This is a genomic window from Chryseobacterium sp. BGA-UO-ETr-SB22 (assembly GCF_059567885.1).
On record NZ_JCAQOV010000005.1, the window covers coordinates 1,628,581 to 1,651,640 of the forward strand.

At 35.8% G+C, this 23,060-nt stretch carries 17 protein-coding genes; 6 read left to right on the plus strand and 11 right to left on the minus strand.

What is annotated here, in order from left to right; translation table 11 throughout:
- Positions 1-4 precede the first annotated feature (4 nt).
- From AC57AW_RS14695 to AC57AW_RS14740, 10 genes are all read right to left on the minus strand, one after another.
- Positions 5-457, minus strand: coding sequence for a heme-binding domain-containing protein (locus AC57AW_RS14695; protein ID WP_496352494.1), 453 nt, complete (start codon positions 455-457; stop codon positions 5-7).
- 26 nt (positions 458-483) lie between these two features.
- Positions 484-1,089 carry a DUF3347 domain-containing protein gene (locus tag AC57AW_RS14700; RefSeq protein WP_496352495.1) on the minus strand — a complete coding sequence of 202 codons (606 nt, stop codon included), beginning with the start codon at positions 1,087-1,089 and terminating at the stop codon, positions 484-486.
- 38 nt (positions 1,090-1,127) lie between these two features.
- Positions 1,128-3,857, minus strand: coding sequence for a multicopper oxidase domain-containing protein (locus tag AC57AW_RS14705; RefSeq protein ID WP_496352496.1), 2,730 nt, complete (start codon positions 3,855-3,857; stop codon positions 1,128-1,130).
- A gap of 89 nt (positions 3,858-3,946) precedes the next feature.
- Positions 3,947-4,420, minus strand: a complete 474-nt coding sequence (locus AC57AW_RS14710; RefSeq protein WP_496352497.1) for a DUF3347 domain-containing protein — start codon at positions 4,418-4,420, stop codon at positions 3,947-3,949.
- A 119-nt stretch (positions 4,421-4,539) separates the two neighbouring features.
- Positions 4,540-4,920 (minus strand): HYC_CC_PP family protein, encoded by a 381-nt coding sequence (locus tag AC57AW_RS14715; RefSeq protein WP_496352498.1) that lies wholly within the window; start codon positions 4,918-4,920, stop codon positions 4,540-4,542.
- Between the two features lie 192 nt (positions 4,921-5,112).
- Entirely contained in the window at positions 5,113-7,350 is a 2,238-nt protein-coding gene (locus AC57AW_RS14720; protein ID WP_318845648.1) for a TonB-dependent receptor plug domain-containing protein, read from the minus strand.
- A gap of 43 nt (positions 7,351-7,393) precedes the next feature.
- Entirely contained in the window at positions 7,394-8,203 is an 810-nt protein-coding gene (gene kdsA, locus AC57AW_RS14725; RefSeq protein WP_318845647.1) for a 3-deoxy-8-phosphooctulonate synthase, read from the minus strand.
- A 404-nt stretch (positions 8,204-8,607) separates the two neighbouring features.
- A complete protein-coding gene (locus AC57AW_RS14730; protein ID WP_496352499.1) occupies positions 8,608-9,135 on the minus strand; it encodes a DUF1697 domain-containing protein in 528 nt (175 codons plus the stop codon).
- Between the two features lie 104 nt (positions 9,136-9,239).
- Positions 9,240-10,733 (minus strand): DUF8728 domain-containing protein, encoded by a 1,494-nt coding sequence (locus AC57AW_RS14735; RefSeq protein WP_496352500.1) that lies wholly within the window; start codon positions 10,731-10,733, stop codon positions 9,240-9,242.
- A gap of 87 nt (positions 10,734-10,820) precedes the next feature.
- Positions 10,821-14,306 (minus strand): glycosyltransferase family 117 protein, encoded by a 3,486-nt coding sequence (locus AC57AW_RS14740; RefSeq protein ID WP_496352501.1) that lies wholly within the window; start codon positions 14,304-14,306, stop codon positions 10,821-10,823.
- A gap of 222 nt (positions 14,307-14,528) precedes the next feature.
- Between AC57AW_RS14740 and AC57AW_RS14745 the strand changes: the two genes are divergently transcribed.
- The 6 genes from AC57AW_RS14745 to AC57AW_RS14770 all read left to right on the plus strand — a co-directional run bounded on the left by AC57AW_RS14745 (position 14,529) and on the right by AC57AW_RS14770 (position 22,085).
- A complete protein-coding gene (locus AC57AW_RS14745) occupies positions 14,529-15,566 on the plus strand; it encodes a PLP-dependent cysteine synthase family protein (RefSeq protein ID WP_318845643.1) in 1,038 nt (345 codons plus the stop codon).
- Between the two features lie 83 nt (positions 15,567-15,649).
- Positions 15,650-16,921, plus strand: a complete 1,272-nt coding sequence (locus tag AC57AW_RS14750) for an aminotransferase class I/II-fold pyridoxal phosphate-dependent enzyme (RefSeq protein ID WP_496353887.1) — start codon at positions 15,650-15,652, stop codon at positions 16,919-16,921.
- 65 nt (positions 16,922-16,986) lie between these two features.
- Positions 16,987-17,865: a DMT family transporter gene (locus AC57AW_RS14755; RefSeq protein WP_496352502.1), complete on the plus strand. Its 879-nt coding sequence runs from the start codon at positions 16,987-16,989 to the stop codon at positions 17,863-17,865.
- A 242-nt stretch (positions 17,866-18,107) separates the two neighbouring features.
- Entirely contained in the window at positions 18,108-18,869 is a 762-nt protein-coding gene (locus AC57AW_RS14760) for a hypothetical protein (protein WP_496352503.1), read from the plus strand.
- Positions 18,870-19,042: 173 nt separating this feature from the next.
- Positions 19,043-21,232, plus strand: a complete 2,190-nt coding sequence (locus AC57AW_RS14765; RefSeq protein ID WP_496352504.1) for a B12-binding domain-containing radical SAM protein — start codon at positions 19,043-19,045, stop codon at positions 21,230-21,232.
- 316 nt (positions 21,233-21,548) lie between these two features.
- Positions 21,549-22,085, plus strand: coding sequence for an OmpH/Skp family outer membrane protein (locus AC57AW_RS14770; protein ID WP_496352505.1), 537 nt, complete (start codon positions 21,549-21,551; stop codon positions 22,083-22,085).
- A 94-nt stretch (positions 22,086-22,179) separates the two neighbouring features.
- On the opposite strand, the gene AC57AW_RS14775 is transcribed toward AC57AW_RS14770, so the two are convergent.
- A complete protein-coding gene (locus AC57AW_RS14775) occupies positions 22,180-22,998 on the minus strand; it encodes a hypothetical protein (protein ID WP_496352506.1) in 819 nt (272 codons plus the stop codon).
- Between the last annotated feature and the right edge of the window lie 62 nt (positions 22,999-23,060).

The window sequence follows — 23,060 nt, forward strand, 5'->3', positions numbered from 1 at the left end:
GTTCTTATTTTTTATTTTCAGTCTGCATCAGCTCTATCCAGTGAACTATTTCTTCTATCTGTTTTTCGGAAAGTTTAGCTTCCGGATGAAGATAAATATAAGAGGTAAGCGGCATTTTTTTCTGCTGTACTTGATTCGCAATAGATTCTAATTTATTGGTCTGTTTACGACGGCTGTAACTACCCCATTCATTAAAATTCAATTCTTCTTTTCCTTTTTTAATATGCTTTTCAAGATAATAACTTAAAGGCTGTATATAAGAATAAAATGGATAATGAGTAGAATTGCTGTGGCAGTCATAGCAGGAATTTGTAAGAACAGACTGCACATTCTCAGGAAGTTTGTAAACCTTTGAAATATCTGTAGAAGGAACCTGCCCATAATCAATATTACGGGCAGGCTGAATTATCTGAATAAGTAAAAAAATTAGAACAAACCCTAACAATATGTTTTTCATGTGTCGGTTCATCTCTTTTTACAATTTTAAAATACTTTTTTTACAGATCCACAGTTAATCATTTTCTGTCCTTCATATGGATTGATAATTTCTTCCGATTCACTGATCCAGGTTCCGCCTTTTCCATTATTATACATTGGACAGAAGTCCTGGTATAATTTCAATCCGTCAGTTCCTTTTTCTTTTATTAAATCAGTAATATCATTACTCAAGGATAGCAGATGTTCCCTCTGATGAGCTATATCATCAGATTTTTCACCGATATGTTCCGCATTTTCTGCTGCACTTTCTACAATATCCTTTATTTCAGAGCTTAGCTTACTCACATCCTGTTTTTTTAAGACAGAATATAGCTTTTTAGCTTCTAATGAGGCTGTTTTAGAATCATCCTTCGTTAAAGCATTTTTTAAAGGAAGATAACCTTCAACAATTTGCTTTACTGAAAATACTGAAGAAACTGTTGATTCTTTTTTATCATTCTCAGAATTATTCTCTGATTTTATCGGTGCAACCACTACGGATGGCTCTTCCTGAGTTTTAAGATCAGTTTCTGTTACCTTTTTTGAAGAACTGTTTTTATTACAAGAGTATAAAAGGGTTCCTACTAAAAGAACGGTTAATATGTTTTTCATTGTTTTGCTAATTAATTTTATAAAGATTCTACTGCTTATTAGTACGTTAAAGTAACACCTGCACCCCAGCCCATTTCATTATCATAGTTTCCGGAAACGGATAACCATTTTTGAAGAATATACCTCATTCCTGTTGAGAATTCACCGTCTGAATTGACACTGAAGTTACCTCTCAATCTTCTGGAAAGCGGAATATCCTCACGGCTCAGTTCTAATAATACTTTTCCGTTTTGATCTACACTTGCATCAGCTGTAATCAACATGGGAAGCACATACTGCATACCCACCATGAATGCAAATTTGTTTTTTGAAGCCTTCTGCTGCCCAAACCAGGTCTTTTTACCATGAAAATCCGTCCCCATTTCTTCTGCCATCTGTCTTTCCATGATCTCATGATTTTTTTGAACTCTTACTCCTGCATAGGAAAGCGCCCACTGGAATTTCCCTAAAAATCGTCCTACTTTTGCACTTCCTTCAAAATGGTCAAAATTCCAGTTGGAATGAAACTCATTAAGGTTAGCCCATCTCGGTCCGAACATTGTCATCGTTTCTGCATGAATCTTATTACTTGCCACATCCAGCATCGCCATAGAACTGGTCATTTTATTATCCTGTATAAAATTTTTCCATGCGAGTTTTCTGTTTGGAAGCTGTGGATTGGGTTTAGAATTTTCATAGCTGAAGACTCTTCCCATCCCCGCCATCATATGGTACAAGATATGGCAGTGGAAAAACCAGTCGCCATCCTGATTCGCTGCAAATTCTATCGTTACGGTTTCCATCGGCATGATATCTACCACGTTTTTCAATGGAGAATATTCTCCTTTTGAATTGATTAATCTGAAATCATGACCGTGAAGGTGCATCGGGTGGCGCATCATAGAATTATTATACATTTTAATTCTAAGAATTTCTCCCTTTTTAATCAGAATCTTATCTGTTTCCGTTACGGTTTTATTATCCAGCGTCCACAGATAATGGTTCATATTTCCTTCCAGTGTAAACTTCATTTCACGAATGCTGTCTGTAGGAAGAATAGTTTTTTCAGGAGATTTTAAAATATTGTAAGACAATCTTTTAATGGTTTTTTCTTCTCCCATATCCATTCCTGAGTGTTGAGAATGATCTTCTTTCTTATCTTCTTTCGTCTTCACTCCCATCATCTCATTGATATGCTTCGCTGTCGTTTTTCTTTGATTTTCAGACAATTCCGGGTACATCACTTCATTCATATCCATCATCTGATTTCCCATCGTCATTGTCATGGGCTTCATATTTCCGCTCATTTCCATCATCCCATTCATCATTTTCATGCCTTCAAAAAGCATCAGCCTTGGAAGATTGGGTGCTTCTACCTTTTCACCTGAACCCAGCCAAAGAGAAGCATGTCCTATTCTGTCTTCTGAAGTGGCTCTGAATTCAAAGCTTTTATTTTCAGGAATCGTGACTTCAATATCATAAGTTTCGGAAACCCCGACAATCAAACGGTCAACTTCTATCGGAACTACATCATTACCATCATTTCCGACTACTTTTATTTTTCCACCTCCGTAATTCAGCCAGAAATAGGTAGATGAACCTCCGTTGGCCACTCTTAATCTTACTTTATCGCCGGGTTTTACATTAGAATAATCTGAACTTGGAGCCCCGTTGATCAGGAATTTATCATAATAGACATCACTTACATCCATTGCTTCCATCCTTTTCCACTCATTCAATGCTTTCGTTCCAAAGTTTCCGGACTTGATAGCTTCCCAATAACTCTGTACAGCATTCTTCTTTACAGCATACCAGTCTGTATTGGCCATATGAAGCCTTCTTGCAATCTGCATCGGGTCATCATCACTCCAATCTCCCAGCAATACCGGAATCTCAGCATTGTATTCGGTTTTTGGCTCACCTTCTCTTTTCTTGAAAACCAGAATTCCATTCATTCCTATCTGCTCCTGAAGGGCTTCATGAGAATGATACCAATACGTTCCGTTTTGAGAAACTCTGAATTTGTATAAGTGGGTTTCTCCCGGCATTACCGGTTTTGTGGTAAGGAATGGAACTCCATCTTGCTCATTCGGAAGAATTACTCCGTGCCAGTGCAATCCTGTTTTTTCCTTAAGCATATTGTGCAGGTAAATTTCGGCGGTATCTCCTTCCGTAAAATATAAAGTCGGAGCCTGAAGTTTCCCATTGATCGCAATTGCTCTCCTGTTTTTTCCGGTGAAATTGACAATGGTATCTTTTACATACAGATCATAACGAACTCTTTTTCCACCGAAAGTAATTCTTCCGTTTTCGGAATTACGTTTTAAAATAGATTTTTCCTCTTTTGGATTTTCAGCCTGAGTATGGGAATGATCTTCTTTTTCTACCAGATCCATCCCGCATTTAGAACATTTTCCCGGCTTATCCGAAACTATTTCAGGATGCATCGGGCATGTGTAAGCAGCTTTATTTTGAGATAAGACCGAAGTTTTAGCTGGTAATGCCGCTTTTTTCTCTGGTTGAACAGAAGGCTTTATTACTTTTGATTTATTTGCCTTATTTATTTGTGTTTCTGCAGGTTTTGCTTTTGTTTCTGTTTTAACTGCAGGTTTCGCTTCCGGTTTTACAACGACAGTTTTTTTAACCAGAGTCATTCCACATTTCGGGCAGTCTCCAGGTTTTGAGGATACCACTTCAGCGTGCATCGGACAGGTATAATACGTTTTTGTAGTTTGTGCGAAAGTAAAAACAGAGAATAAAAGCACCAGAAACATTATCAGTTTTTTCATAATATTTCAAAGTTTTTAGAAGTTGTATAACTTAAAGTTAATTACAACTTAAGCCATACAACTTATTGTTTTTAAGAATAATAGACTAATTATTTAATCTCTGACTTTACGCTTCCACATGAAAGCATAGACTTCCCGTAGTATGGGTTGGCAATCTGTTTTTCATCGCTCAACCAGCTGCCATCTGCCATTGGGCAATATTGTACATAGACTGGTTTTTCAGAAAGTTTGAACTGTTTGGTCAAAGCAATCATATTATCAGAAAGATTGAGAAAAGTTTCTCTTTGTGCAGCAACATTTCGTGCTTCGGAAATAACAGAAGCATCTTTTCTAAGAACATTAAGATTACCTTCTGAAACCATTTTATAATCAATAGTTGAAGCTGTTTTAATAAATTCCGTTGCGGCTTTTGAAGTTTTGTCAGCATCATCTGAAGCTAACGCTGATTTGATTGCGATGTAGTTCTGATATAGTTTAGAAACCTGAACATCCTTTTTAGACTGCGCTGATAGTGAGATAATTGAGAATAAAGAAAAGGCTGCTGTGATGATATATTTTTTCATTGTTTTAAATTTTAGAATTAATTTTTAATAAAGAATAATGGGCAACGCATCAGGAAAATGCGTCAGGACATGTCGCCCGTAACCGTATCCAAGATGATACAGAAAACGACAGACGAATTCTAAATTCTAAAATTACAATGATTGACGTAGATAGGTACCGGCCGGAATTCAGGCGGTGCATTGATCTGGATTTGAGTATACTTGCTTACTGAAAAAGACTTATCGATAACAGCAAACTGATGTTTCACAGGAATTTCTGAAATCTGGCCTAAAAAATCAATTTTAAGCAAATCTGATTTCTGAGAATCATCTACTTTTACTACTTTGATCTCTGTTTTACAGCATCCTTTTTTGTCTTTAACGCCGCATTTAGCACAGATATCATCTGTTTTCTGGCTTACAGAAACAAATTCTTTCATACAATAATGAATGCTAAAAGCTGCTCCGGAAGAAAACCCAAAGTAGAAAATAGAAAACAATATGGCAAGAATCTTTTTCATTGACAAGACAAAATTAAAAATATCTATGATATCATTGTTATAAAATTAGGTAATATTGTTATAAAATTCGGGAAAATAAAAAAGCTTCCGACACAATCGAAAGCTTTTTATATTTTAATTCATCTCCACGAATCTCGCGGATTGAACAATTTTATCGTTGGAAGGTTAAAAATTAACCTCATCCTTTTATTTTTACAGTCTGAATTCTAATTTTACATTAAAGAAACGTCCTGTAAGACGTACCGGAACCGGATACATATTATTGGTATTATAATCTGTAATCCATTGGTTTGCAATTGTATTATTGATGTTAAATGCGTTGAAAACCTGAACTCCTAACGTCAGCTCTTCAAAATTACCCCAGAAACCGGATCTCTTATTTTTTTCTTTTGGATCTATGAATACTTTTGTCAATCCTAAATCTACTCTCTTATAAGAAGGAAGAGTCTTCTGATAGTTGTAGGCTGCTGTAAAGTCCGGCTGGCCGTTACTATCAAACAATACTGGAGCTCCTGTTGGTAATCCCATGGCATACACCAAAGTAAGATTTACACGCATAGATGGGAAGCTTGGCATATAATCCTGATAAAACATAGCAAATCTTAATCTCTGATCAGTAGGTCTTGGAATATCTCCTCTTCCGTCAATATTTTCGTACACCCTTGCATAACTTGCAGATAACCATGAATCTACACCGGGAACGAATTCACCAAATAATCTTGTATCAATACCATAAGCATATCCTTTGGAATTATTCTGTCCGGAATAACGGATCCTTACATTATCCATATAATACGGAATCAGGTTATCCATTTTTTTATAGTAAAGTTCTGTAGTAAGCTTAAATGGTCTGTCATACATTTCGAACTCGTAATCATTGGCAAGAATCAACTGTATAGAGCGCTGTGACTTAATATTTGAGTTGAAATTACCATCCAGGTCTTTAATCTCTTTATAGAAAGGAGCCTGATAATAGATTCCTCCTGATAGCTTAAACAACATATCGTTGTCCCAATCCGGCTTTATAGCAAACTGGACTCTTGGCGAAAAGATAGTTTCTTTATTGAAGCTCCAGTTGGCAACACGTACTCCGGCATTCACAAATACTTTGCTGGCTCCCCAGTAGAATTTCTGCGAATACTGTGCATAAGCTGAAAGTCTTGTAGGCTCAATATTATTTTGTCCTGCAATATAGTAAGCAAGTTTAAGATCTCCGGTAGTTCCGGTTCTCGGATCAATCACTTCCGGTCTTGGAATGCTGTATCCTGCAGAATCTACCAATTTCCATTCGTTGGTAAAATCCTTCAGATTTTCTTTCTCATATTTGAATCCAACTTCAAAGTCGGTATTTACATTAGGAGAAAATTTGGCTCTGAACTGGGTTCCGTATGTTCTTACAAATAAGTCGTTTCTTGCATGCTCTATCTGTCCACCAAGGTCAAAAGAAGCCACCGGCTCCTGTGTTTTGGGATCAAATGTCTGCAGTTCATATGCCGACTGTATGGTGTAATATTCTTTTTCCCTGTTCTGATAAGCAAAGGCATCCAAGGTAAGCTTCCATTTGTCTGTTGGCTTATAGTTCATGGAGAATGTACCCATCATATTTTTATACTGGTCATTTTCTTTACCTCCATACCCTATATTTACTGTAATAGGCTGCTGAAGGCTTCCGAAAGTAACACTCTTCTGCTTAGGAATCATCTCGTAATCATTCTTGGAATAATATCCAATGAATGATAAAGTTAATTTATCATTAACATGATAGTTCAGATAAGACTGAAAATCCCAATAGGTTGGGTTGAAGTCTGTATCTTCCTTTAAGGTATTAAGAACAAGATTGGTATTTCTGTATCTACCGGAAAATAAGGCTGTAAATTTTTTATTTTTTGAAGCCAGACCTGTTGTCAGTCTGCCTCCAATTAAACTAGCCTCTCCTGAAACTTCAAATTTTTCAGGTTCACGGTAATAGATATTTAAAGCTGAAGACATTTTATCTCCATATTTAGCTTCAAATCCTCCTGCAGAAAAATTGACTGCAGAAACCATATCCGGATTGATGATACTCATCCCTTCCTGCTGTGAGTTTCTGATCAGGAAAGGTCTGTAGATCTCAATATCATTGATGTAGATAAGGTTTTCATCATAGTTTCCACCACGAACCATATATTGGGAAGACAGCTCGGTATTGGAGTTTACGGAAGGAAGTGTTTTAAGCAATCCTTCAATTCCACCGTTGATAGAAGCTACTGCTTTCGCTTCTTTTGCTGAAATTCTCACATTGGTAAGGTCGTTTGTTCTTCCTGTTGCTTTTTTCTGGAAGATAACTTCCTCTATATCGGTCACTCTAGTGGTCGCTGTATCTTTTTTTCTTTGTTGGGAGAAAATCAGAAACGGGACCATAAGGCTTAGCGGTAAAACTAGTTTTTTCAAAAGAAATGTTTTAGAATTTCTAAAATTAATGTTTTTTTAACAATTACAAAATCGATTCTCTAATTCTTGTCAATTTTTGTAACAAATCTTCTAATAAATCTAATCTTAACATGTTGGCACCATCAGACAATGCGGTTTCCGGTGTAGGATGTGTTTCAATGAAAATTCCATCTGCACCTACAGCAATTCCTGCTTTGGCAACGGTTTCAATAAGGTCTGGTCTTCCTCCTGTAACCCCGGAGCTTTGGTTAGGCTGTTGTAACGAGTGTGTAACATCCAAAATCACAGGAGCATATTCTCTCATAGTAGGAATTCCTCTATAATCTACGATCAGATCTGTATATCCAAAAGAATTTCCTCTTTCAATGATGGCTACCTTCGGATTATCAGAATCCGTCACCTTCTGAACCGCAAACTTCATTGCTTCCGGTGAAAGGAACTGCCCTTTTTTCAAAGACACACATTTTCCTGTTTTAGCGGCTGCAATTAATAAATCAGTCTGACGTACAAGGAATGCCGGAATCTGCAGAACATCTACATATTGTGCTGCCAACGCTGCATGCTCATTTTCATGAATATCCGTTGTGGTAGGAATATTAAACGTCTCTCCTACTTTTTTAAGGATTTCAAGAGATTTTTCTTCCCCAATGGTTGTGAAAGAATCTACACGGCTTCTGTTTGCCTTTTTAAAACTTCCTTTGAAAATATAGGGAATATTATATTTATCTGTAATGTTGATTACTTTTTCAGCAATTCTCAATGCCATATCTTCCCCTTCAATAATACAAGGTCCGGCAATAAGGAAAAAGTTTTTTGAATCTTTGTGCGAAATATTATCTAAATACTGAATCATTTTGTTGTAATTAAAAAGTTCAGTAAAAATACTGAGAAAGTTTCAGATTTGGAAATTATTTACGGATGGGTTTAGCCTTTAACCAAAAACTGGAAAAACGAATGCCTATTTTTGTATAGAAACTCTTACCTCAGCAGTATCCCTGTCATTCCGAAGGAATCCAGCCTCTGATTTTTATACTATGTCGAGATTCCTTCGGAATGACAAACTTTACGTTTTTATTCTATCATTTATAAAACAAAGAACCTATGTAATTTGTGGACAACTCTACTGTTTACAGATTAAAAAAATCAATAGGAACGAGCTTTAGCCCGTTTAATAAAAACCAAAATCAATCGACTTTAGCTAAAACCTACAATATGGAAAAAATAGTAAAGCTGACATGTAGAGCAGATTCTGTAGATTTAGTTCATCTTTTTCAAGATTTTCTCAAATGTATTCACATTTCTGCTGGTGAACTGATCTTTAAGGCTTTTCTTTCCTAAAACCTTTCCAAAGGTAGAATCTAAGGTATTTCCTTTTGGAACCTGCCAATAAAATATATCATTGATAATTTCCGCCTTTTCATCTGCTGCTTGGGCCGCTTTTTGAAACTCTTCCATCAACACTTTTTCCACGCCCGGAATTCCGACAAAACTATAAATATGGAAATTTTCATTCTTTTCAAAAGGAATACTGTTCCAGAAAACCTCTGTCTCTGCCTGAGATTTCACAAACAGAAAAGCTTCATAAGAAAAATGTTCTGACATCGCTTTTTCCAGAATTGTTTTTAAATCTCCCACACTTTTATCTGAAGAAAATACAATATTTCCGGAAGCTAATATTGAGTTCACGTCTTTCATACCAGCATCTTTAAAAACCTGGCAGACATCAGCCATTTTCATATTGGTTCCTTTTACGTTGACACCACGGAGAAAAGCACAGTATTTCATTTTTTTAGGGATTAGGTTATAGGTTGCAGGTTTTAAGTTTGAGAGTAAAAGAGTTAAGGTTTTTTTATCTTTTAAATCTTTAAATGCTTAAATATTTCAATCTTTTAATCAACCCTAATGTACAAATTATAGTCTGTTCCGGAAGGTTTCAGGTTATAAATTTTCTCTAAAATCTTATTGTCACTTTTCAGATGATCTTTCACTCTGAATTCCTTCAAAAGTTTATAATGGGTTTGATAATATAAGGAATTTGCATTGTTCCCTTCATATAGATTTTGGTAAGAAAGAAGGTATTTAGGTTTTCTGGTCTTTACAGTATTGATCCAGTAATTTACTTTATCCTTTTTAATCTCCTCCTGAATCTGTTTATCTACCAATCCAACCTCATCAATTGTTTTTAATCCTGAAAAGTAAGGTACATAACCAGCCGGTTCTAATAAGATCCATTGATTTTTGTCTTTTTCATATTGGTTTAAAAAGGTTCCAATTGTTCTGCGGTAGTTCCACTCTCCATTTCCTGTTGCAATACAGTGAACGGTCTGGAAAACCAACATCGGGAAAATATAAAATACAATAAGTAATGACAACCACAGGTTTCTCTTCTCTTTTTGCTCCAACACGAAAATAATAATCGGAACGAAAAGCAAAAGCTGCGGTACCCAATAATACCAGTCAAACAAGCTCTTTTGAGAAATAAAAACCATCTGTTTTGTCCATCCAAAGATAAAGATCATCCATAAAAAATAGTTTCTCTTCTCTCTTTGTCTGATCAGATAAATAAAGCAAAGCAGTTCAAAAATCAACACCACAACCGTCACAGGATTAAAATCTCCCGGAAGTTTCAGCATTCCCCAAAAGTTTCCAAAACTCTTGAAAAAGTAGCCGATATGCTGCTGGATCGTAAAGTTCTCGCTGTAAAGAAGTTTTTTCGCTGTAATGGTATTATTAACCAATTCGCCAAAGTAAAACCAGTTGAAAGCAACCGTTGATAAAACCCCCAGAATGCCTCCAAAAATATAATTCCATCTGATTTTTCTGTTCCAGAAAAGATCTACAAGAAATACAATTCCCAGGAATATCACGGTATCAATTCTGGTAAACATAATTAACACCGGAAGAAGTGTCAGGACCCATTTTTTTCCTTTATGGAAACCATAATACAGCAATGCCATTTCCAAGAAAAACAGGATACCATACTCCATTCCAAGGATTGAAATTTTAATGGCTGGTGGTAAAATACCGATCAAAAATATAAAGACTGCTTTATGCCACGGGTTTTTAAGAACCAAATGGGAAAGCAGTAAAGTTCCTATGGTAAACAGTATAGAATTAAAAATCAAAAGAGGTTCAATAAAGTTTTCTTTGCCAAAAACAAGATTGAAAAGGTAAGATACAAAAACATACAAGTGGGTGGTAGATGCAGAAATTTTAGCATCTCCATTGAATCCAATTACTCCATAATCCAGTAGATTCTGAGCTACCCTCCAGGTAATAAATGCATCCTCCTGAATATAGTGTGTCAGTAAAAAAAGAAGTTTAAAAAGAACCGTAACAATTACGGCATAGATTGGGAATTTGCTATTTTGTGTTTTGGACATTATGTATTTTTACTTTCACAAATATAGCCTTAATATTCAGGAATCCCAATAATAAAAAAACGGGACCGAAGTCCCGTTTTAAGTATTTTATTTAGTTGCTTTGATAATCGCAGTAGTAATCTGATTTTCTTTTTCTTTTGAATAAGTGGAATCATAAGGTTCCATGACATCAAATAAATACTGATAGAATGGCGTAATCTGCTGTACATTTTCAGACTCTTTCATCGCCTTCTCTTTGCCCATTTCCTGAAGATCTTTTACAAATACATTGAACTTCTTATCAATCGGCTCTATGGATTTTACCAGATAAGCATATGCTTTTTCTTTCTGGCCAATCTTCGTGTAAGCATCAGTTACCGCAGCTACTACAAGAGAATATTCCATAGGTTTTGTTCTCATCTGTCTTCTCAGGTAGCTTTGATCTGCTTTGGAAAGGCTTAAGTAATAATCGTATTCTTCAAAGATTCCTTTTTTAAGAACCTCAGCAATCTGAAGACCTTTCTGTTCCTGGCCTGCAATAATGTATCCTGATACAATTGAGCTTAATGAACGAGGATCGTTATATTTCTCAGCAGGAATTTCTTTTGCTGCAAGATCCAGAATTTCTAATGCTTTAGCCTTCTGTCCGCTCAATGCAAGTGCTGATGCAGCTCTGCTTGCTGACATTCTGTAGCTGATGATATTGGAAGTAGCCGTTTCATCAAAGTGAGCATTTAAGTTTTTGAAGTTCCCCCATCTGAAGTTTTTCACTACATTATAAAGAGAATTCGTATCTACTCTTCCCATATCTCCATCAGCCGTCGGAGGCGTTTGGATAGGGATTAATCTGTAACTGAATCCGTCAAACTGAAGATAATCGTTCAGATAGAAAATATTTTCACTGTCATAGATCCCTCCTGATGAGAAGTTGATTGGACGCTTCCAGTCGAAGTTCGCTAAAAGATCCATCAAAATAAGGTTATTCTTATACAATGTATTTCCTTTGTAAGTAATCATAATCTGATTGGCTACATTCGGAAGGTCTTCTTTGTTGATGATTCCCGCTTTTAAAGCATTTTCCTTGTTCACAGGAAGAATAAATTTGTTTACAGGAAGGATATTGTATTTTTCGAATTTCTCTTCTCCGAAGTACATTTTCAATAATTCATCTTTTTCAGGAGATTTTACTTTTATGAAATTGATCGCTTCTTTCAAGGTTAAAGAATCCTGAGTAAGATACTTTCTGAAAGACTGGAATTCTGTTTCAGGAGCTCCCTGCTCTTTCAGCATAGAGAAAACACCTTCCCAATCTTCTTTCTTCATCATATAGATCTGATCATTTACACCATCTCTGTAATCTTCATGGGTCAGCTCACTAGGGATTCCCATAGCGTTGTACGTTCTTCTTTTTATCTGATCAAGATTCCAAGGTGTTGAAGCAAGGGTAAAGTTCACTACCTTCACATCATCTCTGAATCTTTCTGTTTCCTGAATCGCCCAAACCGGGTAAGTATCATTATCTCCATAAACGAAAAGGATATCGTTTTTCGGTAAAGATTTTAAAACTGAATACGCATAATCATAAGCGGTATATCTGTTGCTTCTGTCATGCACATTGTAATTCTGGAAGCCCATCATAAAAGGAACTCCTAATAAAACCACACCTAGAGCAATATTAGCTCCGTTTGATTTTATCTTAGACTGTAAGAACCATAAAATGGCTCCTGCTCCCATACCAATCCAGATCGCAAATGCGTAGAATGAGCCTACCATTGCATAATCTCTTTCTCTCGGTTCAAAAGGTTTTACCCCTGTATAGAAAACAATCCCTACACTTGTTAAAATAAATAAAGATAACAATGCATAGAATCTTCCGAAGTCTCTGTTCAATTGGAAAAAGAATCCAATAAGACCTAAAATTAATGGCAGGAAGAAGAATTTTACCGTACTTTCATTCTTGAATTTAGCAGGCATTTTATCCTGATTTCCTACGTTTACATTATCTATAAAAGGAATCCCCGAAATCCAGTTTCCTTTTGTGCTTTCCATGTTTCCTTCAAGGTCATTCTGTCTTCCTACATAGTTCCACATCAGATATCTTACAAAGTAATATCCGTTCTGGAAAGAAATGAAATACTCCATATTCTGAAGGAATGAAGGCTTCTGAACATTGATAAGGTTATAAGGTTTTACTTTCAGATAATCTGCAGCGGTGATTGACTTGTCTTCATATTTCGCTCTCAGCTCGTCAAAAATCTGTTTAGCCTGTGGATTGTCTGCTACATCTTCATTTCCGTAATTGAATGTAAAATCAGGGGCACCATACATTGAAATATAGTTAGCCATTACATCCTTATCCTCATTAAACATTCTTGGCATTAAGCTTACCTGAGATTTGCTGAAGACATAGTTGAAACGGTCTCCTGTCTTTCTGTACGTTCCGGTTTTCTCGTCTTTTTCGTAGATCTCACCGGTTTTTTGTGTCTTAAAGCTTCCGTCTTCATTCTTTTCAATTCCGTTAGCATCAAGGAATGCTGTATAATTCTGTCCGTAGATCGTTGGCCAGTCACCATACTGCTCTCTGTTATAATAATCCAGCATACCAATTGCAGTATCAGGGTCATTAAGGTTCATCGGCGGGTTAGCATTCGCTCTGATAGGAATAACCATCCAGCAAGAGAATCCGATCATCATGAAAACCACAGATAAAGCTGCTGTCTGGTAGATGTTTTTCTTTGCTTTTCTTGCATATTTGATTAAGAAATAGCAGATTGCTACCATTAAAACAAAAGCGACAATTGTTCCTGAGTGGAACGGAAGTCCAAGACCGTTTACGAAGAAAATCTCAAGTCTTCCGAACATCGTCATAATTAAAGGGAAGATAATTTTGAAAACAATAATCAAAATGCCCAGTGTAATAAGGTTTGCCCAGATAAAGTTTTTCCAGGTAAACTTGTAGTTTCTTGCATAATATACCAGACATACTGCAGGGATTGCCAGCATACCCATCATATGCACACCTACAGAAAGTCCTAAAACGAAGAAAATAAGAATAATCCATCTTTCACTGTCTCCTGCTTTATACTCATTTTCCCATTTGGTGATTAACCAGACCAAAAGCGCAATAAACATAGAAGCCATAGAGTAAACCTCTCCTTCTACTGCAGAGAACCAGAATGTATCTGAGAAGGTAAAGCAAAGTGCTCCTACTGCTCCTGCAAATAAAATAGAGATTTCCTGATGTTTTGTAATTTCTTCAAAATCTTTGTTTAAAAGTCTTCTCACAAAGTGTGTGATCGTCCAGAACAAAAATAAAATAGTCAGCGCACTGAACAATGCAGACATCGCGTTGATCACGATGGAATAATTTTCGCCTTTCCCTAATGCAAAAATGGCTGCCACGGCACCCACTATCTGGAATAAAGCAGCTCCGGGAGCGTGCGTTACTTCAAGTTTTACTGCAGAAGAAATGTACTCGCCACAATCCCAAAAACTGAAATTGGGTTCTATGGTGGACAAGTACGTGAAAAAAGCAATAACGAAAATCACCCATCCTAAAACGGTGTTCCATTGCCTAAAAGTCCAATTTTTCATAGTATTAAATCAATTATGCGAAAATAAGGCTTTTATCTTATTTTATGCGGGTTTTAACAAAATTTAAAAATTTTGGCGTAGTATTTGCGAATATAGACCTGTCAAAACTGTAAATAAGAAAATAAGTTTTATAAAACTAAGCCCTAGAAATCAAACAAAAGTTTAGTAATTATTTATTTTTTTGTATTTTTGCAGTCAGATTTTTATTGAAAATAACAAATAATGAGTAATGTTTACGATAATATTCTTGGCCTAATAGGAGAAACTCCTATGGTGAAGCTAAATACTGTTACAAAAGATATTCCAGCAACCGTTTACGCCAAGTTAGAATCATATAATCCTGGACATTCCACCAAAGACCGAATCGCACTTCATATTATAGAGAACGCAGAGAAAAAAGGCCTTTTAAAAGAAGACTCTGTAGTTGTAGAAACTACATCAGGTAATACTGGGTTTTCTATCGCAATGGTATGTATCATTAAGGGATATAAATGTATTCTTGCAGTAAGTGATAAAACAAAACCTGAGAAGATTGCTTATCTGAAAGCATTGGGTGCTACGGTGTATATATGCCCAGCCAATGTACCGGCGGATGACCCAAGATCGTACTATGAAGTAGCTAAAAGAATCGCCCAGGAAACTCCCAATTCTATTTACATCAATCAATATTTTAACGAACTGAATATTGATGCGCACTATCAGACTACAGGTCCCGAGATCTGGGAACAGACGGAAGGTAAGATCACTCACCTTTTTGCCTGCACCGGAACCGGAGGTACGCTATCGGGTTCAGCAAAGTTTTTGAAAGAGAAAAACCCTGATATCAAGATTATCGGAGTAGATGCAGATGGCTCTATACTTAAAAGCTATCACGAGACAGGAGAAATTCACAAAGAAGATGTACATCCTTATCAGATTGAGGGAATGGGTAAAAACCTGATCCCTGCTGCCCTGCTTTTCGACAAGGTAGATGAGTTTGTAAGGGTAAATGATGAAATGTCGGCGTACAGAACCCGAGAAATTGCTTTGAAAGAAGCCATTATGGGAGGTTATACTACCGGAGCTGTCACACAGGGTCTGATGCAGTATGCACAGTCTCATGAACTGACAGAAAATGACATGGTTGTTTTAATATATCCTGACCACGGTTCAAGATACATCACTAAAGTATACAGTGATCAATGGATGGCCGAGCAGGGATTTGTTAACAACTGTGTTCACAATTATGACGAAGTTTTCAAAACTGAGTTTATCAAATAAAAAACGAATAAAATCACGATACAAATAAAGCCTTTTGCGTGTTATACAAAAAAGGCTTTTTACTTAAAAATTACGATACAATGTTGGATATTTTTGAAAGAATAAAAGAAAATCCAGGACCACTTGGACAATTTGCAGATTATGGTGAAGGCTATTTTATTTTCCCAAGATTAGAGGGACCTATTGGCCCTAGAATGCAATTTCAGGGTAGAGAAGTAATTTTCTGGAGTGCCAATGACTATTTAGGACTATGTAATCATCCTGAAGTAATAGAAGCGGATGCAAAAGCGGCTGCAGAATATGGAATGTTCTATCCAATGGGAGCAAGAGCAATGTCTGGTGAAACAGATCAGCATCTTCAGCTGGAAAGAGAACTGGCAGACTTCGTACAAAAAGAATCAGCATACTTATTGAATTTCGGTTACCAGGGAATGGTTTCTACCATTGATGCTTTAGTGAGCAGAAATGACGTTATTGTTTATGATATGGATTCTCATGCCTGCATCGTGGATGGAGTAAGACTTCATTCCGGTAAAAGATTTACCTACAGACACAACGATATGGCAAGTCTTGAGAAAAACCTTCAGAGAGCAACTAAGGTAGCTGAAGAAACGGGAGGAGGTATTCTTGTTATTACAGAAGGTGTTTTCGGAATGAGAGGCCAGCAGGGAAAAATCAAAGAAATCTGCGATCTTAAATCAAAATACCAGTTCAGACTATTGGTAGATGATGCGCATGGTTTTGGGACACTTGGTAAAACAGGTGCTGGTGTAGGTGAAGAACAGGACTGTAATGATCAGATTGATGTATACTTCTCTACGTTTGCTAAATCAATGGCTGGTTTTGGAGCATTCCTTGCGGGTGACAAAGAAATCATCAGATATCTGAAATTCAACCTTAGATCACAAATCTTCGCAAAATCTCTTACAATGCCGATGGTAATCGGAGGATTAAAAAGATTAGAGCTACTGAGATCAAAACCTGAGATCAAAGCTAAACTTTGGGAGAATGTTTACAAACTACAAAACGGACTTACAGAAAGAGGATTCAATATTGGAGATACCAACACTTGCGTAACTCCGGTAATGATGCAGGGAACTCCGGTAGAAGCAACTCTATTAGTAAAAGACTTAAGAGAGAATTACGGTATTTTCACCTCTGTGGTGGTATATCCAGTGATTCCAAAGGGAATGATTCTTTTAAGATTAATTCCTACCGCTTCCCATACGGATGCTGAGATTAATGAAACTCTGGCCGCATTTGAAGCAATTCATGATAAATTAGTAAGTGGTTACTATAAAGAGCAGGAACAAAAATTACTGCAGGAACAAGGATTAAGTTTTAAGCCGATTTAATTCATAAAAATAAAAAAACCACTGATTGATTCAGTGGTTTTTTGTTTAAATAACGATAACAACTCATGAAACTTAGAGGTTACACATTGGGGATTTTGTCAGCTGTTTCATATGGGCTGATTCCGATTTTTATTCTGCCTATCAAGCAGGCGCATTTTTCATTGGATATTACTCTGTTCTATAGATTTTTCTTTTCGGCCTTAATGGTGGGAGGATATTTGCTGTATTCCAAAGAGAGTTTTAAAATCAATAAAAAAGAAGCGTTAATCCTGGCCATACTTGGGATCTGCTATGCCCTTTCTTCGGAGTTTCTGTTTTTAGGGTATGATTTCCTTACTGCCGGAATTGCTTCTACCGTCTTATTTATATATCCGGTTATCGTAGCCTTGATTATGTTTTTCTTCTACAAAGAAAGGCTTACCAGACTATCAGTTGTTTCTTTGCTGCTTGCTTTTACCGGAGTCATTGTTTTATGCTTAAAAGGAAACGGATTGGGAATTAATTTTAAAGGACTGGGAATTGTAATGCTCAGCTCATTGTTCTATGCGCTGTATATGGTTATCGTTAACAAATCGAATATGAAGGTTTCCGGATTTAAGCTTACCTTCTACTCTATGGTTTTCACATCTACGTTCTTTATGAGCAAAGCTGTGGCAGCTAATGAATCTTTTGCAATTCCTTCAGTAGAAATATTCCTTAACTTCCTTATTTTTGCATTCCTCACTACAGTGATCTCCAGCCTTTGTCTTGTCTATGCAATCAAATATATCGGATCTACTCCTGTATCTATTTTAGGCGCTCTTGAACCGGTAGTTGCCGTACTGATCAGTGTATTGATATTCCATGAAAAGTTTACCAACAACTTACTGATTGGAATTACCCTTATTTTGCTGGGAGTTACTCTAAATGTCATTACAGACCGTAAAAATCTGAATCACGCATAAAGTATTCTCATCTGTGAAGCCTGCTTAGGTCTTACTACTGCTTATAACACTGTTTTTTTGATACAAATAAGATCAAATTATCAATTAAAAAAGTACTTATCCGTATCTTTTTGTCTGATTTGAAAAATATTAAAAAATAAGGCTGTCTCTCTGGCATAAAAAAATTTATCTGACTATATTGCAATGGTCTATTGATGGGCATTCCCTCCTATAATAGATCAATGCATTTAGTTTAAAAGCCGATGAAAGAATTACAAAAAATCACCAAAGATCAATTATACACCAGACTTAAAGAAAAATCCGAAAACCTATATACCATAGCTCATGAAGCCCTGGAAAACAATTTCTTCAACGAAAGCTCTTTAGATGAAGAAAGTCTTGCTGAGTTTCTCGAAATGCTGGATGATGAGACAGCAGATAAAATAAAAGATGCTTCACTTCACATTAATAATGAAGATGATGCTCCTGAGATTGTCCTTATAGAGAACGAAAACACTACTTCTCTTGAATTGATTACTGAAGAAGGTGAAGGCTATAAAATCATTCTCATAGAAGATGATATTCATTTGTCCAAAACACTTTTTGTTGAAGACTATATTGTTCTCATTGCAACAGGCAATATACAGGCAGAAAATATTATCATCAACGGTTCACTTTACTGTTCCGGAAATGTTACCAGCAAAGTATTATTCGGAGCATCAGGCAATGATAATGAAACGTACATCGGTGGAAGTATTATGACTTCTCTTATTGCAGAAAACGGACATTATACTGTTGCTGAAGGAAATATATATTCCAGATATTTAATTAGTTTTCATAACGAAATAACAGGAAAAACCGGAAAGTTTATCGAAAATATCAGTCTTGAAAAACCGAGTGAAATTGGATTACTGAGCCCCGAAATTCTTGACGAAGACGGATATTTTGATGAGGATTCTTTTTTAAGTTTTATCAATAATAACCCTCCGGATGCTTTGTTTGTGAAACCAACTAACTTATTTTGATACATCAATTATCCCAATTGGGATTCTTGAGAAATGATAAAATAAGAATATTAGATCCTATAGAAACAGATTATCATAAAGCAGAACTCTAAAGACTTTTCATCACTGTCTATAATCAGGAGAAAAAATTTTTTTCTAAAAAAACTTTAGAATAACTTTGCAAAAAATTTCTGTTGAAAGACCTGCTTCTTATTACTCCGCCTTTTACTCAACTTAATACTCCTTATCCTGCAACGGCTTATATTAAAGGATTTTTAAATACCAAAAATATTTCCGGTTATCAGGTAGATTTGGGGATTGATGTTATTTTGGAATTATTCTCAAAAGACGGAATTCAGAAGGTTTTCAGCAAAAAAACTGATCTTCAGGATGCCTCTGAAAATTCTCAGAGAATCTATGCCTTAAGAGAAGAATATATCAAAACCATAGATCAGGTTATTCTATTTTTACAGGATAAAACACCCACACTGGCAAGGCAGATCTGCAGTATGAATTTCCTTCCCGAAGCTTCCCGCTTCAACCAGCTGGATGATATGGAGTTTGCTTTTGGAAATATGGGTCTTCAGGATAAAGCCAAACATTTGGCCACCTTATACTTAGAAGATATCTCAGATTATATTGTTGAAAACGTTGATTCTGATTTTGGCTTCAGCAGATATGCAGAACGTCTCGGAAAAAGTGCTAATTCTTTTGATGAATTATATTCAAAATTATCTGGAGATTCAACATTTATTGATGAATTTACTTTAAAAATTCTTCGTGAAAAAATAGAAACGGTTCAGCCGAAACTGGTTTGTTTTTCAATCCCTTTTCCAGGCAATCTTTACTCTGCTTTCAAATGTGCGCAATGGATCAAAAAGCATTATCCTCAAGTTAAAATTGCGATGGGTGGAGGTTTTCCCAATACCGAACTAAGAGAAATTAAAGATCAGAGAGTTTTTGAATTCTTTGATTTTATTACCTTAGATGATGGTGAACTTCCTATTGAACTTCTCTACCAAAATTTAGAAATTTCCAATGGAGAAGGTGAATTTAAAAGAACTTTTCTCCTCGAAAATCAGGAAGTTGTTTATAAGAATAATTCTAAAAGACACGATTATAAACAGGCTGAAATCGGTACTCCAGATTACACAGACTTAAGACTGGATCAATATATTTCCGTTATCGAAATCGCCAATCCCATGCACAGTTTATGGAGTGACGGAAGATGGAATAAACTCACAATGGCTCATGGATGCTATTGGGGAAAATGTACGTTCTGTGATATTTCACTAGACTATATTAAAATCTACGAACCTATTTCTGCTAAAATCCTGGTAGACCGAATTGAAGAGCTGATCAAAACAACGGGTGAAACAGGATTCCATTTTGTGGATGAAGCTGCGCCGCCTGCCCTGATGAGAGAAGTTGCTTTGGAAATTCTCCGAAGAAATCTTGTTGTTACCTGGTGGACGAATATCCGTTTTGAAAAAAGCTTCACCCGTGATTTATGCTACCTCCTGAAACTTTCGGGATGTGTTGCTGTTTCCGGAGGGCTTGAAGTAGCCAGTGACCGATTGTTGAAATTAATTGACAAAGGAGTTTCTGTAGAACAGGTTGCCAATGTAACAAGAAATTTTACAGAAGCCGGAGTTATGGTGCATGCTTATCTGATGTATGGCTACCCTACCCAAACCGTTCAGGAAACAGTTGATTCTTTAGAAATGATTCGGCAGATGTTTGAAATGGGAATTCTTCAAAGTGGTTTTTGGCATCAGTTTGCTATGACTGCCCATTCGCCTGTTGGAATGAACCCCGAAGATTTCGGAGTAGTTCCGGTAAAACAAGAAATTCTTTTCGCCAATAACGATATAGACTTTCAGGATAAAACCGGAATTGATCATAACAAATTCAGCTTCGGATTAAAAAAATCTTTGTTCAATTATATGCATGGAGTAAATTTTGAACTGCCGCTTCAGGAGTGGTTTGATTTTAAAATTCCGAGAACAACTATTCATCCGGATTACATTCATGACTGTCTTTTAGAAGATAGCCAGTTTCAATTGAAGACCAGCTCCAAAGTTGTCTTTCTGACCAAAAATGTAATCGCTGAGAATCGCGTAAAAAATAAAAAGAAATATTCTGGTACGTATACATTACTTACATTCCACTTAAAAACCAACATTGTAAAGGTTGAGCTGGAACAGGAAAAGGCAGAATGGCTGATGAATGTATTGGAGGATAATTCTATTGAAAATTCAAAAAAACCTACTATTCAACAACTTAAGACTCAATTTGAAGAAAGTTTTGAAGATTTTGAGCTATTCTGGTTCTCAAAACCGATCCAGCAATTGAAGGAAAATGGAGTGATTTTAAGTTTATAAAATTTTCATTTTTTTCTCAGGGATTTTCAATATAGCAGAGTTTTTCCATTGAAGGGTAAAAAATGTAAGCAAGTCAATTCTTTTTGATCTTTCAAACATTCAAATTATACCATTATAACCATAAAGCTTTTTATGGACGATATTCCCATTTCTATTCTGTAAAAGTCTCACACTTTTTGATTAAAAATTAAAATATCTATTGATACATTATAGTTCATAAAATACATATTTTCCACAAAACAAACTTATTATCAATAGATTACAATAATTAATACTATTTATCGTTGTTAAGATCAATACAAAAATTAATAACACTATGAAAAATTTTAAATCGATCTTCACATTTATACTATTTCCTCTTTTTAGTCTTAGTAGTGCACAAAAGACAGGATATGTAGACTTTCAATATATATTAGAAAAGATGCCTCCCTACAAAAATGCTGAAGCAAGATTAAATGCACAAATTGATACGTGGCAATCTGAACTTCAGAGTTTACAGTCTGAATATGAAAAGAAAAAATCAGCTTTTGAAAACGAAAAAATTCTATTGACTGAAGAGCAGGCAAAATTCCGCGGAAAAGAAATAGCAGAGCTGGACAAAAATATTAAGATTATCACCATGCAAAGATTTGGGACTAATGGAGAAATTAGCATACTTAGAAAAAATCTCATTGTCCCTTTTGAGGATCAGATATATAATGCTATAACGCTTATAGCTGAAAAAAATGGATTAAGTACAGTTTACAATAAAGATCACAATGTTCTTTATCTCCAGAAAAGATTTGATTACACCGAAAAAGTCCTGGGAGCTCTCTTAGCACAATCTTCAGTTACTGATAAAAATAAAAAATAGTAAAACCCTAATAAGTTCCAGGGTTTCTATTTATTAGTTTTGGCTAAAGCCCCGTTCCTATTGATAAAAAAGTATCCTTCTTCCAGATAGATTATTAATTAGCAGTTTCTTTTGATACAGTACCCACAGATACTTTTTCCTGTATTTTAATAAAATTAGGATCCATAATAGCCATTCGTTCAGCAAGCGCTTTATAAGTTGGGAATTTTAAGATAGAAGCTCTTCCTGACATTTCCTTATAAATTGTAAAAGACTTTCCACCTGCTGTTTTTAGCTGCTTTGTAGTCGTAATATATCTCCCGATAAGCTTACTTTTGGCATCATAGATCTCAATATCTATAGATGTTTTATCCATAATGGTATCTTCTGAACCGAAACTTACAGGCAGATTGGTAAAATATCCTACAGGAACGCCATTACTTAAGATCTCTCCTACTTTATTGACCTCAATATTCATCTTATCTATTTTCTTTCTGATAGTATAAGCGTCTTTGGTTTTACTGTCCAGCTTTCTTTTGGGAACATTTAAAAATATCTCATCAAGGTTCTTCACATTGATTCCTTTATTATCAATGATTTTAAGATCCTTAACCGAAGTAAAGACGGCTGACTTTTCTTCACCAGAGAATGCGGAAGGTGATGAATAATCAATTTCAATCGTTTTGTCCCTGTTATATACCCTATTAATACTGATATAGCTGTCGCGAACAGAATCAACGATACTTTTATCAATGAATTTTATAGTATACATCGGGGTCTCCTTCAGATCCATAAACGTATATTCGCTGGATTTGTTAGACAGTTTCGCTACTGGAATACCGTCCAGATTGACAATTCCTCTCTTTGTTTTGATATTCTGAGCATGGAGGAAAACACCCAGAACTGTAAAGAATATGGCTATGCCTCTCTTCATACAATCAGACTTTTACAAATAAAAAAAGTGTAACACAAAGTTACACTTTCTTGAAAATATAT

Bases quoted from the DNA above. Each gene is read 5' to 3' on its own strand.
- AC57AW_RS14695 (WP_496352494.1), bottom strand. From the start codon at position 457: ATGAAAAACATATTGTTAGGGTTTGTTCTAATTTTTTTACTTATTCAG.
- AC57AW_RS14700 (WP_496352495.1), bottom strand. From the start codon at position 1,089: ATGAAAAACATATTAACCGTTCTTTTAGTAGGAACCCTTTTATACTCT.
- AC57AW_RS14705 (WP_496352496.1), bottom strand. From the start codon at position 3,857: ATGAAAAAACTGATAATGTTTCTGGTGCTTTTATTCTCTGTTTTTACT.
- AC57AW_RS14710 (WP_496352497.1), bottom strand. From the start codon at position 4,420: ATGAAAAAATATATCATCACAGCAGCCTTTTCTTTATTCTCAATTATC.
- AC57AW_RS14715 (WP_496352498.1), bottom strand. From the start codon at position 4,920: ATGAAAAAGATTCTTGCCATATTGTTTTCTATTTTCTACTTTGGGTTT.
- kdsA (WP_318845647.1), bottom strand. From the start codon at position 8,203: ATGATTCAGTATTTAGATAATATTTCGCACAAAGATTCAAAAAACTTT.
- AC57AW_RS14730 (WP_496352499.1), bottom strand. From the start codon at position 9,135: ATGAAATACTGTGCTTTTCTCCGTGGTGTCAACGTAAAAGGAACCAAT.
- AC57AW_RS14735 (WP_496352500.1), bottom strand. From the start codon at position 10,733: ATGTCCAAAACACAAAATAGCAAATTCCCAATCTATGCCGTAATTGTT.
- AC57AW_RS14740 (WP_496352501.1), bottom strand. From the start codon at position 14,306: ATGAAAAATTGGACTTTTAGGCAATGGAACACCGTTTTAGGATGGGTG.
- AC57AW_RS14745 (WP_318845643.1), top strand. From the start codon at position 14,529: ATGAGTAATGTTTACGATAATATTCTTGGCCTAATAGGAGAAACTCCT.
- AC57AW_RS14755 (WP_496352502.1), top strand. From the start codon at position 16,987: ATGAAACTTAGAGGTTACACATTGGGGATTTTGTCAGCTGTTTCATAT.
- AC57AW_RS14760 (WP_496352503.1), top strand. From the start codon at position 18,108: ATGAAAGAATTACAAAAAATCACCAAAGATCAATTATACACCAGACTT.
- AC57AW_RS14770 (WP_496352505.1), top strand. From the start codon at position 21,549: ATGAAAAATTTTAAATCGATCTTCACATTTATACTATTTCCTCTTTTT.
- AC57AW_RS14775 (WP_496352506.1), bottom strand. From the start codon at position 22,998: ATGAAGAGAGGCATAGCCATATTCTTTACAGTTCTGGGTGTTTTCCTC.